The 14,737-nt window shown below is 37.6% G+C and carries 12 protein-coding genes and 1 other annotated feature; of the genes, 1 reads left to right on the top strand and 11 read right to left on the bottom strand.

The window, feature by feature from the left end:
• Window positions 1–64: 64 nt before the first annotated feature.
• The 8 genes from ilvN to MKX53_RS04450 all read right to left on the bottom strand — a co-directional run bounded on the left by ilvN (window position 65) and on the right by MKX53_RS04450 (window position 11,663).
• Window positions 65–580, bottom strand: coding sequence for an acetolactate synthase small subunit (ilvN, locus tag MKX53_RS04485; RefSeq protein WP_093537301.1), 516 nt, complete (start codon window positions 578–580; stop codon window positions 65–67).
• On the bottom strand, window positions 577–2,328 hold the full coding sequence (gene ilvB / locus MKX53_RS04480) for an acetolactate synthase large subunit (protein ID WP_340913236.1): 1,752 nt from the start codon (window positions 2,326–2,328) through the stop codon (window positions 577–579). The genes ilvN and ilvB overlap by 4 nt, the downstream gene beginning before the upstream one ends.
• Window positions 2,329–2,464: 136 nt before the next feature.
• Window positions 2,465–2,716: a binding site (T-box leader), on the bottom strand.
• 39 nt (window positions 2,717–2,755) lie between these two features.
• The gene (ilvD, locus tag MKX53_RS04475; RefSeq protein WP_340909473.1) at window positions 2,756–4,423 is read right to left on the bottom strand and encodes a dihydroxy-acid dehydratase; all 1,668 of its coding nucleotides are present in this window, start codon (window positions 4,421–4,423) and stop codon (window positions 2,756–2,758) included.
• A 402-nt stretch (window positions 4,424–4,825) separates the two neighbouring features.
• Entirely contained in the window at window positions 4,826–5,257 is a 432-nt protein-coding gene (locus MKX53_RS04470; RefSeq protein WP_340909471.1) for a hypothetical protein, read from the bottom strand.
• A gap of 287 nt (window positions 5,258–5,544) precedes the next feature.
• Window positions 5,545–7,227 (bottom strand): methyl-accepting chemotaxis protein, encoded by a 1,683-nt coding sequence (locus tag MKX53_RS04465; protein ID WP_340909468.1) that lies wholly within the window; start codon window positions 7,225–7,227, stop codon window positions 5,545–5,547.
• A 139-nt stretch (window positions 7,228–7,366) separates the two neighbouring features.
• Window positions 7,367–9,049 carry a methyl-accepting chemotaxis protein gene (locus MKX53_RS04460; protein ID WP_340909466.1) on the bottom strand — a complete coding sequence of 561 codons (1,683 nt, stop codon included), beginning with the start codon at window positions 9,047–9,049 and terminating at the stop codon, window positions 7,367–7,369.
• A gap of 157 nt (window positions 9,050–9,206) precedes the next feature.
• Window positions 9,207–10,895 (bottom strand): methyl-accepting chemotaxis protein, encoded by a 1,689-nt coding sequence (locus MKX53_RS04455; RefSeq protein WP_340909465.1) that lies wholly within the window; start codon window positions 10,893–10,895, stop codon window positions 9,207–9,209.
• 18 nt (window positions 10,896–10,913) lie between these two features.
• Window positions 10,914–11,663, bottom strand: coding sequence for a C40 family peptidase (locus MKX53_RS04450; RefSeq protein WP_340909464.1), 750 nt, complete (start codon window positions 11,661–11,663; stop codon window positions 10,914–10,916).
• 168 nt (window positions 11,664–11,831) lie between these two features.
• Here MKX53_RS04450 and MKX53_RS04445 point away from each other — a divergent pair, with 168 nt between their 5' ends.
• Entirely contained in the window at window positions 11,832–12,161 is a 330-nt protein-coding gene (locus tag MKX53_RS04445) for an SCP2 sterol-binding domain-containing protein (protein WP_340909463.1), read from the top strand.
• A gap of 277 nt (window positions 12,162–12,438) precedes the next feature.
• On the opposite strand, the gene MKX53_RS04440 is transcribed toward MKX53_RS04445, so the two are convergent.
• From MKX53_RS04440 to fliD, 3 genes are read right to left on the bottom strand one after another with little or no spacing between them, the layout of a single operon-like run.
• Window positions 12,439–12,792, bottom strand: coding sequence for a hypothetical protein (locus MKX53_RS04440; protein ID WP_340909461.1), 354 nt, complete (start codon window positions 12,790–12,792; stop codon window positions 12,439–12,441).
• Entirely contained in the window at window positions 12,789–13,190 is a 402-nt protein-coding gene (fliS, locus tag MKX53_RS04435; protein ID WP_340909459.1) for a flagellar export chaperone FliS, read from the bottom strand. The genes MKX53_RS04440 and fliS overlap by 4 nt, the downstream gene beginning before the upstream one ends.
• A gap of 29 nt (window positions 13,191–13,219) precedes the next feature.
• Entirely contained in the window at window positions 13,220–14,725 is a 1,506-nt protein-coding gene (fliD, locus tag MKX53_RS04430; RefSeq protein ID WP_340909456.1) for a flagellar filament capping protein FliD, read from the bottom strand.
• Window positions 14,726–14,737 lie beyond the last annotated feature (12 nt).

Genomic DNA, 14,737 nt, shown 5'->3' with positions numbered 1-14,737 from the left:
CCGTTTCATGCGGACGCTTTCCGCGGACGTTCCCCACATTACAATACAATCAAATGAGTTTTAATTATTTCAAAATGGATAGCTGTGGGCCGTTTACTTTCTGTGTCTCGCGTACAAATGCGGTTACGCCTGTTCTTGTTAGTTCTTTAATGCCATAGGGTTTGAGCAAATCGATGAATGCATCAATTTTTTCTGGACTACCTGTTACTTGGAAGGTGACTACGTTTTTACCAGTATCAATAATAGAAGCACGGAAAGGTTCTATAATACTATTAACCTCTGCTCTTACAGTTGGTGGCGACGCAACTTTTACGAGTGCCAGTTCTCTTACGACAATTTGTTTTTCGGTAATATCATTTACTTTCAGAACATCTACTTGTTTTTGTAGCTGCTTTAATAGCTGCTCAAGCTTTTGTTCATCCTCCACATTTACTACAAATGTCATTTTAGAAATTTGCGGATTTTCTGTATGCCCGACTGTGATGCTTTCAATGTTGAACTGACGCTTCATGAGTAAGCCAGTCACACGATTTAGTACTCCACTTTGATTGATCACGGTTACTGTGATGATTCGTTTCATTCTGGCTTCACCCCAATCATTTCATGTAGAGCTGTGCCTGGAACAACCATTGGATAAACTAATTCTTTTTGTACTACTCGGCAATCGATTAAAACTGGTTCATCTGATTCTAATGCTTCTTTTAACTGAACCTTCGCGTCTTCAAACGTTTCAATTTTATACCCTTTGATATCGTAAGCTTCCGCTAGTTTCACGAAATCTGGTTGAACCGAAATTAATGATTGTGAGTACCTTTCACCGTGGAAGGTCTCTTGCCACTGGCGGACCATACCAAGTGCTTGATTGTTTAAAATAATTACCTTTACTGGAATTCTCAGCTCTTGTAATAGAGATAATTCCTGTAACGTCATTTGGAAACCTGCATCCCCAACAATTGAAACCACTTTCGCATCAGGCTTTGCTAACTGTGCACCAATTGCTGCTGGGAAACCAAATCCCATCGTCCCTAGTCCACCGGATGTTACCCAGTTATGTGGTGACCTAAATTTATAGTATTGCGCGGTCCACATCTGATGCTGTCCAACGTCTGTTGTGACAACCGCGTCTCCGTTTGTATACTCATGCACTAGCTCGAGAACTTGCTGCGGAAGCAATCCACGTTCTTCGCTTGCTTGATAATGAAATGGATATTGCTCTTTAGAAATATTTAAGCTTTCTAACCAAGCAGCTGTATTTCCATTCGGTGCTTCATGCGCTATCAAAGCTTCTAATGCTTCTTTCGCATCCGCTACAATCGGAATTTCTGTTGGAACGTTTTTGCCAATTTCTGCTGGATCTATATCAATATGAACAACTCTAGCGTTTGGAGCAAAGTAATTTAAATTTCCTGTTAAACGGTCATCAAACCGTGCACCGACGTTTATAAGTAAGTCACATGTTTGGATGGCCATATTCGCTGTATAGGTTCCGTGCATGCCTGCCATTCCGAGGAATAGTGGATGATTACCTTCGATACCCCCTAATCCTAGCAGCGTATTCGTTACTGGAATTTGATACTTTTCAGCAAATTCAGTAAGTTCGTCTGATGCTTTTGCAAATAATACTCCTGCTCCAGCAAGGATTAACGGTTGTTTGGCGGTAGAAATAGCTTGAGCCGCTTTTTGAATTTGTAAAAAGTTTGGCTTTGTCGTTGGCTGATACCCTGGAAGATTTACTTCCTGATCTTCATCTTTTGGCGTTACGAACAATCCGGTAGCCATATTTTTAGGTATATCTACGACAACTGGTCCTGGACGACCTGTAGAAGCAATATGAAAAGCTTCGTTGATGATTCTTGGAAAATCAGCTACATCTTTTACTTGGTAATTATGTTTAGTTATAGGCTGCGTAATACCGATAATATCTGCTTCTTGGAATGCATCTGTACCAATCACGGTTGTAGCAACCTGCCCCGTAAACACGACTAACGGAATGGAATCCATCATCGCATCGGCAATGCCGGTAACTAAATTCGTTGCACCTGGTCCCGAAGTAGCAATCACTACTCCAACTTTTCCAGAAACACGGGCATATCCTTCCGCTGCATGAATAGCGCCTTGTTCATGTCTTGCAAGAATATGTTTAATCGGATTTTTGTACAATGCGTCATAAATAGGTAAAACCGCACCACCTGGATAACCAAATATTACTTCAACCTGATGCTTCTTTAACGTTTCGATAAAAACATCTGCACCATTCAACTGTGTAGGAGCCTGTGTGGTTATTAGCTCTTCATAAACTTGCTCAGTTTCCTCAACGGTCAACTTCATCATTAATTCCTCCTTTTTAATCAAATCGCCCAGTTCGCTTGTAAAACTTCACTTTACTCTCACTTTAAATGACTAAAGTTAAATGTATAAAAAAGAAAAGAATCTCACCCCACACAAAGAAACCAACGTTCTTTTGTATAGGGATGAAATTCTTTTCATGGTACCACCCTAGTTCGTAGCGCAACCGCTACCTCGCAGATAACAAGCAATTGCCCACTATCCATTTATAACGAGAGTAGCTAAACTACACCCGGAAGTATCTAAAAGGTTTCCCGTTCAACACTTCACTCCGAGGGGATGTCGCTAAAGGTTGTATTGTCGGTTCCCACCACACCGACTCTCTGTTAATACAAGGTTCCTTTAACTTTTGCCTCATCAATGATTTATCTATTTGATTTTTTATAAAAACCGTTTGTAAAGTTTATCCTTAGATTTTCATAACTCCACCAGTACTTGCTGATGTTACTAGTTTTGAATATCTTGCTAAATAACCTTTTTTAATCTTTGGTTCAAATGGTTGTAAGTTTGCTTTTCTAGTAGCTAATTCCTCATCGCTAACTTGTAAATCTATCGTTCTATTTGTTAAATCAATAGCGATCAAATCATCATTTTGAACTAAAGCAATTGGTCCACCGTCTGCAGCTTCTGGAGAAATATGTCCGATTGAAATCCCTCGAGATGCTCCGGAGAAACGACCGTCTGTTATTAGTGCTACTTGTGTTCCTAATCCGCGACCTTGAATCGCGGAAGTCGGTCCAAGCATTTCCGGCATTCCTGGTCCACCCTTTGGACCTTCGTAGCGGATAACAACGACATGACCTGCTTGAACGGTACCATCATCAATCGCTTCTTGTGCAGCTTCTTGCGAATCAAACACAATCGCTTTACCAGTGAACTCTTTAATAGAAGGATCCACCGCACCTACTTTAATAACTCCGCCTTCAGGAGCAATATTTCCAAATAATACGGATAAGCCTCCTACAGGACTATATGGGTTTTCTTTTCGGCGTATGACTTGATCATTCGTAATTTCTGCTTCTTTCACATTTTCATAGAGTGATTTTCCAGTAATCGTTAGTCGATCTGGATGAACCGCTCCAGGAATCTCACAAAGCTCTTTTATAATGGCACTAACTCCTCCTGCTAGATGAACATCATGCATGGAGTAATCAGATGCTGGCATAATCTTCGATAAGTAAGGTATACGTTTTGCGACTTCATTAATCTCACGCACGTTATATTCAATTTCAGCTTCGTGTGCAATTGCTAATGTGTGGAGTACTGTGTTTGTTGAACCACCCATTGCCATATCTAGCGCAAATGCATCATCGATCGTTTCTTTTGTTATTAAATCTCTAGGCTTCACATCTTCTTTTACCATTCGTATTAGATGATGGGCTGCTTCTTTTATAAGGCGATGACGTTCATCTGAAGTTGCAATAATCGTTCCATTACCGGGAGGCGTCACTCCTAGCATTTCCATCAAGGAATTCATGGAGTTCGCTGTGAACATACCTGAACATGACCCACATGTTGGACACGCATTCTGTTCAATATCTAGTAGTTCTTCAGCCGACATACCACCTGACTTATAAGAACCTACTCCTTCAAACACAGAAGTGAGTGAAAGTTGTTTCCCGTCGGCTGAAGTACCAGCTTCCATCGGACCACCTGAAACAAATACAGATGGAACATTCGTTCTTACTGCTGCCATTAACATACCCGGTGTGATCTTGTCACAGTTTGGAATGTAAAACACTCCGTCGAACCAGTGCGCATTAATAACTGTTTCAGCTGAATCTGCAATAAGCTCTCGACTAGGAAGTGAATATCTCATACCGATGTGACCCATTGCAATTCCATCGTCTACACCAATCGTGTTGAACTCAAATGGAATTCCTCCTGCTTCACGAATAGCTGCTTTCACAACTTCGGCAAATTTGTTTAAGTGCATATGACCAGGAATAATATCAATATAGGAGTTACAAACACCGATAAACGGTTTATCTAAATCTTTTGTTTTAACCCCAGTTGCATAAAGCAAGCTTCTGTGTGGGGCGCGATCGACGCCTTTTTTTATCATGTCACTTCTCAATTCAATCGCTCCTATACTTTCCGCTTATGTAGCGTTTAGCTTTGCAGCTTTGAATATTTATCATTGTGAATTTTCTCACAATAATTAATATATTGTTGATATCATATCGCCTTTAAAATGCCCCGTCAACACCCAAATTTTAAATTGTCAGTTATTTTTGAATATTCTTTTTGTTTGTAATCGCTTTCATCTGCGATATATCGCATTTCGCAGAAAGAAAAAATAATTATGAACTTTTTGTTAAAATGACATGAGTTTGGAAGATATTAGAGTTGTGGGGCAGATGAGAGGTTGATTGAGGTATATCTTTTTGAATCGCAAATCACACATCACAATATACACTTCGATAATCGCAAGTTGACAAATAAAAACCCTTTCTCCAAAAAGAGAAAGGGTTGTCTGTTACCACAAATTTGGCTTTGCAACCATGAACCATAGCATGAGTAATAACAATAATATGTATTTCCACACATTGGACTTTAATTTTTTGATGAGTGTATCCAAATCAATCGAACCTGCGCGAAATTCTCGAATATTTGGTTTAAATGCTCTTGCTAGGAATACGATTGAACTTACCATCACAACAATTGTCATAACCACCCAGGAGGTTGTCCATGACCAGTTCCCTTGCCATACAAGAAGAATCCCTGACCCAACAAGCACATGGCCAGCGTGTTTAACTAGACGAATAGCTGCTTGAAACACTTCTAATGAAGTATCGATCATCTCTTTACTTTTGCCTTTCATCCTATTTAATAACGGGAACAGAACAAAAAACGGACCTATCGATAAAACTGCACTTATCACATGTATGAAAATAATGAATGTATACATTTCGAAACAACTCCCTACCGCAAGTATACCTGATTTCCCTTGATAACTTTGTGACGAGTTCTGGAATGTTAAGAGATAATCTTTGGGAATTAGAGGGATTTACTTTTGTGCAATGTTATTGGTCTTTCTCACACTTTTTTCCGCAACTCATTTCCAGTTGACACAACATTAGGTATCTTTTCAGCAATATCCTGCATCGTTTACGCAACATTGCCGATCATTCACGCAACTTCCCTCTATTATGCAGAAAAACGACTCCCATAAGCAATGGGAGTCGCTTGTGTTTCTTATATTTTAAAGTGACTTACTTCGTTTTGAAGTTTTTCTGCTAAGTCTGCTAGGAATTGTGCATTGGATGAAATTTCTTCGTTTGCTGCTAACTGTTGTTCGGTTGCGGCGCTTGTGTCACTTGCTCCGTCTGCTGCTTGTGTTGCTAGTGTTTGAACTTGTTGGACACTTTCTGTCACGGTACTAGATATTTCTTGGATATGACTTATAGCGGTTGTGACGGATTCTACTTTTTGTACTACGTCGTCTACACTTGTTTCAATTTGATGGAAGACATTTAGTGATTCAGTTGTTTGCGCTAAGCCTTCTTCCACTTTTTCTCCGCCCGAAGTTATTGCTTTAACTGCTGAACTCGATGCTGTTTGGATTAACAGGACCATGGCTGCTATTTCTGCTGCTGAGTTTTTCGATTGCTCTGCAAGTTTGCGCACTTCTTCTGCTACTACTGCAAAGCCTTTTCCATATTCACCAGCACGCGCTGCTTCAATTGCTGCATTCAACGCGAGCAGATTTGTTTGATCGGAAATGTCTGTAATCATGGAAGTAATGTTTTGAATTTCATTAGAATGTTTCGCCATGTTTTTCATAATTTCTGTTGTTTCATGAAAAGTAGTATGAATATTATCCATTTGACTAGCAACATTTGTAACGACATTAGACCCCTGTATAACGAGAGATCGTACTCCGTCTGTAGCTTTTAACATTTCGTCATTACTTGAAGCAATTTGGGAAACACCTTTTTGTAAGTCTGTCATGGATTGCATCGAAGCATCCATTTGAGTTACTTGTTCATCACTTGCTAGCATTTGAGCTTCCGCAGATTTTGCAACCATTTGGGAAGATGCCAGACTTTCTTCGGAACTAGCAGAAAGTTCTTCCGCGTTCGCTGCTAATTGCATCGATGAATCTCGAACACCGGAAACTATTCGTTGTAAATCACCAGACATTTTGTTAAATGTAGTGGCCATCTCTCCAACTTCATCTTTATTCTTTATAGTAATTGACTCGATTGTTAGATTGCCGTCCGCAATTTCTGCAAGACCATTCGTCACTTTTTTAATAGGTTTAGCTATACTTCTACTTATAAAGTATGATACGAGCACTCCAACAACGATACTAAGAATCGTTAATATTAGTGTAACGATATTAGAAGTTCCTACATACGTATTTAATTCGTCTCTTGTTTGATTTGCTCTTTTTTCTTCATTAGTTTTTAGTTCCACTAGTATATCTGCAATCTCCAGATTCAACTGTGTAGATTCAGACGCATTTTTTTGGTACATTCCGTTTTTCTTTTTTAACTCAATTATTTGACTGTTTGATTCGTAAAGCTGTTTAGATTTCTCTTGTAACGTACCTACTAATTCTTTTGACGTAGTATCATTTAGATTCTTAGAAAGTGATTCTGTAATCTCCGTCACTTGTTTATAATTCATTTCTAGTTTTTCTACTGACGTTAGTTTGCTAAACATTAAATACTCTAACACTGACGTTGACATTTCCTTTTGAAGTAGTTCCACTTTCTCTACAAGAGACACGCGTTCCATTTCCTCATCGATTAATGAATCATATTTACTTGATATATCGTAAGTTGTCCACATAGACATAACACTCGCTATTATTAACAACACCAATACCGCTGAAAATCCACCCCATAATTTCTTAGAAATTGTTAATTTCATAATTATCCCCTTTTTCTCTATAGATGCTACTTAATGCTAATTATACAAGTGGAGAGCTGACTACATTTATTGTCGAAATATTTATATTTTAGGCAATAAATGGCCCTAAATCTAAATTGAAATTTAGGGTCATGGAAAATTATAGTTTAAAATGACTAACTTCATTTTGTAGCTGTTCTGCTAAATCTGCTAGTGATTGAGCATTTGAAGAAATTTCTTCGTTTGCAGCTAATTGTTGTTCTGTAGCCGCACTTGTGTCACTTGCGCTATCTGCAGCGTGCGTAGCAATTGTTTGTACTTGTTGAGCACTCTCTGTAACAGAATTAGCCATCTCTTGAATTTGTCCAATAGCAGATGTTACTAGCTCAACTTTGTTCACTACATCCACTACACTAGTTTCAATTTCTTCGAAAACATGAAGAGATTCTGTCGTTTTCGAAAGACCAAGTTCTACTTTGTCTCCCCCAGTTGTTATAGCTTTCACCGCTGATCCAGAAGCAGTTTGGATTAGTTTAACCATTGACTCGATTTCAGAAGCGGAATTTTTCGATTGCTCTGCAAGCTTACGAACTTCTTCAGCAACAACCGCGAATCCTTTACCATATTCTCCTGCACGAGCTGCTTCAATTGCAGCATTTAATGCAAGTAAGTTCGTTTGTTCGGAGATATCCGTTATAAGCGATGTAATGTTTTGAATTTCATCAGAATGCTTAGCCATATTTTTCATTATTTCAGTTGTTTCAGTGAAAGTAGTATGGATCGTTTCCATTTGGTTAGCTACTTCAGATACTACTGAAGAACCCTTTGTTACTAAAGTTTGCACACTGTCTGTCGCTTGTAACATTTCATCGTTACTCGAAGCTATTTCTGCAACTCCATGCTTAAGACCTTCCATAGAGTTCATCGAGGACTCCATATGTTTTACCTGTTGTTCACTGGCTACCATTTGCTCTTCGGCAGATTTCGCTACCATTTGAGAAGATGCAAGACTTTCTTCTGAGCTTGCAGAAAGTTCTTCCGCATTTGCTGCTAATTGCATCGATGAATCGCGCACACTTGATACAATTCGTTGTAAATCGCTCGACATTTTGTTAAACGTTTTCGCCATTGTACCTACTTCATCTTTATTTTTAATTATAATCGGTTCAACTGCCAAGTTACCATTCGATATTTCTTCTAGTCCTTTTGTTACTTTTTGAATTGGACTAGAAATAGATTTTCCAATGAAATAAGAAATCAGAACTCCAACAACAATTGCCGCTATAGTTAAGAATATTAATATTTTGGACGTGCTAGCCTCAAAATTTTCTAAATCCACTCTTGCTTCTGCCAAGTTTCCTTCTTGAACATGTTGTATTTCTGCCAAAATATCAAGTACCCCCGCATTAATTTCCGAGGAGTTTGCTGCATATTGTTCAAAAGGCTGATTCGCATTTTTCATTTCAATAATTTTACTGTTATTTTCAAATAACTTCACTGTTTCTGTTTGAAGCTCTTTCATTAACTCCATGGACTCTGCATCTGGAGCTTTTTCTATTAAAGCTCGTGCTGCAACAGAACCTTTCTCTATTTCAGCATCAAACTTATCCACTGCTTCTCTCTTACCAAACATAACAAACTCTAATATAGCAGTAGCCATATCTTTTTGAATGACAGTAATCTCTTCTACTAAATCTATCTTAGCAATATCGTCATCTAGTAAATCCTTGTATCTGTCCGTTAACTTCGCAGTCCCAATTTGAGTAATAATACTTGTAATTACTAGTAATAGTAAAACAGCACTAAAACCAAACCACATTTTCTTAGAAATTGTTAACTTCATATATATCCCCTTTTTTCCTATTTATATTGTTATTATATGATTCTAATGTAACTATATCATTATACATAACATCAGGGTATTTGGACACATGAATTTCAAAAAAATCCAGTAAAATATCCTATGCCATATAAAATGACATAGGATAGACAGTTTTAATTTAAATTTTAAAATGACTAACATTATTTTGTAATGCTTCCGCAAGATCTGCTAATGCTTGTGCATTGGATGAAATCTCTTCATTTGCAGCGATTTGTTGCTCTGTCGCTGCACTAGTATCATTGGCTCCATCTGCTGCAAGTGTTGCAAGTCGCTGTACTTCTAATGCGCCCTGTGAAACAGACTCCGCCATTGCTTGTATTTGCTCAATAGCTGCAGAAACCGATTCTACTTTAAGCCCGACTTCTCCAACAGCCACTTCAATGCCTTCGAAGACTTTTAAGGATTCTGTTGTTTTAGCGATACCAGCTTCCACTTTCTCGCCACCATCTGTTATAGCATGAACAGCCTCACCTGATGCACTTTGAATCAGTTGAACCATAGAAGCTATTTCTGTAGCAGAGTTCTTAGATTGCTCTGCAAGTTTACGCACCTCATCGGCTACAACTGCAAAGCCCTTACCATATTCACCAGCTCTTGCTGCTTCAATTGCCGCATTCAATGCTAATAGATTCGTTTGTTCTGATATATCCGTTATTAAAGCAGTAACCGTCTGAATATCATTGGAATGTTTCTCCATATTCTTCATGATTATAGTCGTATCAGTAAATGTTGTGTGAATAGTATCCATCTGTTTAGCAACATCTGATACAACATCAGATCCTGTGTGAACTAGTTTTTGTACATCATTTGCTGCATGTAGCATTTCTTCATTGCTAACAGAAATTTGACTGATGCCTTGTGATAGTTCTGTTAATGATTGGACGGATGAATCCATATGATGCACTTGCTGTTCACTTGAGACCATCTGAGCTTCCGCAGATTTTGCAACCATTTGAGAAGATGCTAAGCTTTCTTCGGAGCTAGCGGAAAGTTCCTCTGCATTAGCAGCAAGCTGGATAGAAGAATCTCGTACTCCTGATACTATATCTCTTAAGTCTTTAGACATTGTATTAAATGCTGTGGCCATTTCGCCGACTTCATCTTTATTTTTAATCACAATAGGATCAACTAATAAGTTACCTGTTGCAATTTCTGTAAGGCCTGCCGTAACACGCTTCACGGGTGCTGAAATACTTCTACTGATAAAGTATGCAAGTATAACACCTAGTAAAACACCTAATGCCGCTAAGGAGCTAACGAATACTTTTGCCCCAAATTCATAACTAGTAAGCTCTTCTCTAGTTTTATCCATATCGTCTTGTAAAAACTTTTCAATTTCTTCTAGTACTACTAACGCATCTGCATTTGTAGTTTTCGCATTGGCAGTAAGTTTATTGACCGCCGCAGTATCTTTTTCCATTTTCGCTTTAATTGCATCTGCATTAATAGCAGCGAACATATCATTTTTCTTTTCAAATTCTGTCATCATCTCTAACGTCTCTGGTGAAAACAACTTATTGCGTAATTCAGCAGTTAAATTATTCGTAATTTGTTGATGTTCCTCTACACTTGCTCTGGATGCATCTGTAGTAAATAGTAAATAATCCATTAGTGCTCCGGACGTGTCTTTTTGAGAAATTTCAATATCTGCTACTATATTCACTTTAACCGCTCGGTCATCTAGCAAAAATTTATATTTATTACTAGTTTCCATTATCGTCATAAGCGACAAAACAGATACAGCTATTAATAACACTAAAACAGTAACAAACCCTAGCCACATCTTCTTACCGATAGTCCACTTCATGTCTAATCCCCCTTTGCCTTACTTCACAGTTAATGCATTAAATCGATTGAATGAAACAAAATGTTCTTTCCAATAAGAAGAATCTAAACTTGTCACTTCCACATTTTTTGAACCCGCATGGATAAACTTATTATCGCCTATGTAAATTCCCATATGAGAAATTCCTTGTTTATATGTATTTTGGAAAAATACTAAATCTCCTACAACTGGTATCGAAACAGCAGAAGTTTGTGTAAAGTAACTCTCACTACTTTGCCTATTAATATCTAAACCTGCTTGCGCATGTAAGAAATAAATAAATCCACTGCAATCAAATCCGGACATTGAATAACCACCATATACATATGGTATACCTTCTAAACGTTTTGCAAAATCTACTATTAACGGATACATAACTTGTCCCTTAGCAGATAGATTACTTGCTTGGCCTGAAACTGGTGCTGTAATAAGTGAAGTATCTTTTACTTGAACAGGTGTAACAACTGTCTCTTCTTTTGGTGAGTTAGAAACCACTACAGGTTTAGTAGTAACAACCTTTACCGGAGTTTTAGTCGCAACAGTGGGCTTTTTCACAACCAACTTTTGTTTGATATAAATACTATCCTTCGTCAGCTTATTCCACGAACGAATGTCGTTGATTGTCACTTTATGAAGCTTAGCAACTTTCGATAGTGTATCCCCCTTTTTAACTTCGTATAAGGTATTGGCACTAGCAGATGATGCAAATGAAATAAGTAAGACTGTTACTATTAGCACTTTCTTGAACATAAAGACCCTCCTTCTATTTAACTATTAAATCCATAATACCATTTCTACTGAAGATTCACATTACTATTTTAAAATTTCCCAGGAAATATTAACTCGCCAAAGAGAGTTTAATGTGAGAAAATAAAATATGAATGAATATTCAGTCATAAATAGAAAGGGAGATTATATATGAACGAAACGTGGCAACTAATCGAAACAACGATGAATGAAAATCCATCACCTATTCAAACTGAAAATGTACGTTATGAGTTTCATTTGACTGGGGATGATTCGAGTGTGAAACAGCTAGTCTTAGCAAATGGTATTGTAGAAGTAACAAATGACACTTCAACAAAAGCTGATTGCAAATTAACATTAAGCTCTAAAGACTTTATGAAATTACTTGCAGGAGATTTAAATAGTACTACTGCTTTTATGTTTGGGAAGTTGAAGGTCGATGGGAGTATAGGGTTGGCCCTGAAATTGGAGGGGTTGTTGAAGGAATATGTGTTTGAATAAAGTATATAGTGTTCTGATACCTAGCATTCTATTTAAACTTTCAAACTCGTTTAAAAAGAGACATATGGCTTACGTAATGAGTCCTCCCATTTGACGGGTCTTTAATTAGGTTTACTTACTGAATTTATTTGGCCGCTCATTTTTTACTATAATAGATTGCTAGCTTTATTCCATCAACCTCAGACAAAAAGTTATGTTCCTCTAGAATCGTTACATTTCAATGAATTTCAAAAACTACAAAAAAAATTGGAAGAGATTAATTCTCTTCCAGGTTTACTTAATTTTTAGTGTCGTAAAACGTACCATCTTTAGTTACATTTCTATATGGGTTAACGTAGTTTTTCATATTACTTTTTTTCGATTTAGCATCGTAAATATTATTTTTTATTTGCTTGGTGAACAAGGCAAGTTTCAGTTGAATATTACCTTCCATTTCTATAAGTTCTTTGCCAAGGACTTCTTCTTCAGCTGTAAAAGGGCTAGTTATTTGTGAATGTAATTGGTCACGTATATCTAGACATTTCTCAATATTTGCTATTGTTTCATCACGTTCGGCTTCCTCTGTCTGCTGTGTTAGTTTCAGAAGTGTTTCGGCCACCTCGCGCCAGACTTTCATTGCTGGCCGAATCATATTTCATTTACTTCCCCGTATTGTTTTTGACGGTTAATTTGAATAACTTGCTTCCATGTATCCCGAAAATCTGTAATGATAACAGATGCTTCCTCGAACATCGTACCATCTTTTTTTATGTTACCATCAATGAGACGACTATTTACAAATTCATATAGGCTAAGCATATTTTGTGAAACTGGATAAGATGTATCTAACGTCAACATCAACTCAGATATAATTGCCTGCGCTTTTTGCGACGATAGATTCATCTCTTGGAAGTTATTATTTTCGAGTGAATTTTTAGCCTGGTGGATAAATTTCAGGCACCCATTATACAGCATAAGCGTTAGTTCGCCAGGCGTCGATGTATTTACTGAGTTATGCTGGTACGTTGCATAAGGATTATTAGTAGCCATTAAAATCTCTCCTTTTTGTTACTACTTTATTATGCTCCACCGCCAAGAGCATTCATCAAGTTAGCAGATTGTGCATTTGCACGCTGAATTGCATTTTCCATAGCTGAAAACTGTTTCCAATAACGTTCTTCCACGACTTTTAAACGATCTTGAAACTTGTCCATTTGCTTGTTCATTTCTTTTAAATTTCTACCTAAGGTAAATGAAGCCTCCGTAGAACCGGAATCTCCAGCACGCTTATGAATTTCTTTATAACTACTCTCTGCAATAGCTCTTAATCGAACTGCAAATCCTTGCTCGCCTGTCGAACTACCAGCAGTCGCTGCAGTACCAGTTTGTGCGAATAGTTTTTGGACTTTGGCGGGGTCGGTGTTAATGGCTTCCTTTAACTTTGCCTCATTGACAACGAGTTTACCATTTTCTTGCCAAGCGTAATTGCCACTAGGAGTCGCAATACCAATATCTTTCAGTGATCCCTGGTCTTTAACGGAACCCATAAGTGCAGAGCGCATCTGTGTTATCATACCTGAAATGACTGGATCGTTTTTAAGCAAACCACTTTTGGCTTTCTCTTCCCATAATTCGATCTCTTTATCTGACATCTCCGCTTTTTCTTCAGCTGAAAGTGGTTTAAAGTCGCGATATGTTTTTTCTCTGACTAGACCATTCAACTCATCTATAAGTTTATTGTAGTCATCTACAAACTTGACGATATTATCAAAAACTGCATCCGTGTCTGGCTTCGTACTAAAATTTATATCTGTATTATTTGCTGCTTTAAGTGTAAATTCAAACCCATTGACATCAACAATATTTTTTGAACTTTCCATTCTAAGACCATTTACAGTATATATCGCAACTTGACCCTTATTTGCAGGAGCAACGGTTTTTCCAGATAAACCTAGACTTTGAACAATATTACCATCACCCGTAACAACGATTTCACTACTGCCATTTGTATTAGCACCACCATTTTTGGTTGCCATTGCAATTTGACCAGTCTTAGCATCATAAAAAGCATTTACACCTGTCTGCTTCGTAATTCTATCCATTACATCTTGAATTTTATCTGTAGATGCAATAGTTATATCTTTATCTTGCATTACTCCATTTTCATCTATCGCACTTATTTTAAGTGTGGTTCCAGTGATTCCAAGATTAGCCATAGTAGTTGTTGCTGGTTTTCCAGCACCTGCTGCTATTACATCACTCTGCATTGTCGAATTTTTTGCTAACTGTTCGATTTTAATCGTTCCTGAAAAATCGCTTGTTGAATTTTTGTTTTTAATAGAAACATCATTTGGCGCAGAACTCTCCGTAATTTTCGCATTAAAGTTCGTTGAAAGGACCATATTTTTAAACGTATTATCGCTAAACTCTTTCACCTTTCGATTAACAGTACGGTAGCTATCTAGTTGCCACTGAAGCGTTTGTTTTTTTTGTGTAACTTTAGTAAGTGGGATTCGTTGTACTTTCATTAAATCATTAATGATCGATTCTGTATCTATTCCAGATGCTAATCCACCAATTTTCATAAATAATCACCC

Origin of the sequence: Psychrobacillus sp. FSL K6-4615, assembly GCF_038008225.1 — a bacterium.
Taxonomy (GTDB): Bacteria; Bacillota; Bacilli; order Bacillales_A; family Planococcaceae; genus Psychrobacillus; species Psychrobacillus psychrotolerans.
The sequence above is the reverse complement of the archived record's forward strand: the minus strand, read 5'-3'. Positions and strand labels throughout refer to the sequence as shown.

Excerpts from the sequence above, each read along its gene's own strand:
- ilvN (WP_093537301.1), bottom strand. The coding sequence starts at position 580 with ATGAAACGAATCATCACAGTAACCGTGATCAATCAAAGTGGAGTACTA.
- ilvB (WP_340913236.1), bottom strand. The coding sequence starts at position 2,328 with ATGAAGTTGACCGTTGAGGAAACTGAGCAAGTTTATGAAGAGCTAATA.
- MKX53_RS04470 (WP_340909471.1), bottom strand. The coding sequence starts at position 5,257 with ATGTATACATTCATTATTTTCATACATGTGATAAGTGCAGTTTTATCG.
- MKX53_RS04465 (WP_340909468.1), bottom strand. The coding sequence starts at position 7,227 with ATGAAATTAACAATTTCTAAGAAATTATGGGGTGGATTTTCAGCGGTA.
- MKX53_RS04460 (WP_340909466.1), bottom strand. The coding sequence starts at position 9,049 with ATGAAGTTAACAATTTCTAAGAAAATGTGGTTTGGTTTTAGTGCTGTT.
- MKX53_RS04455 (WP_340909465.1), bottom strand. The coding sequence starts at position 10,895 with ATGAAGTGGACTATCGGTAAGAAGATGTGGCTAGGGTTTGTTACTGTT.
- MKX53_RS04450 (WP_340909464.1), bottom strand. The coding sequence starts at position 11,663 with ATGTTCAAGAAAGTGCTAATAGTAACAGTCTTACTTATTTCATTTGCA.
- MKX53_RS04445 (WP_340909463.1), top strand. The coding sequence starts at position 11,832 with ATGAACGAAACGTGGCAACTAATCGAAACAACGATGAATGAAAATCCA.
- MKX53_RS04440 (WP_340909461.1), bottom strand. The coding sequence starts at position 12,792 with ATGATTCGGCCAGCAATGAAAGTCTGGCGCGAGGTGGCCGAAACACTT.
- fliS (WP_340909459.1), bottom strand. The coding sequence starts at position 13,190 with ATGGCTACTAATAATCCTTATGCAACGTACCAGCATAACTCAGTAAAT.
- fliD (WP_340909456.1), bottom strand. The coding sequence starts at position 14,725 with ATGAAAATTGGTGGATTAGCATCTGGAATAGATACAGAATCGATCATT.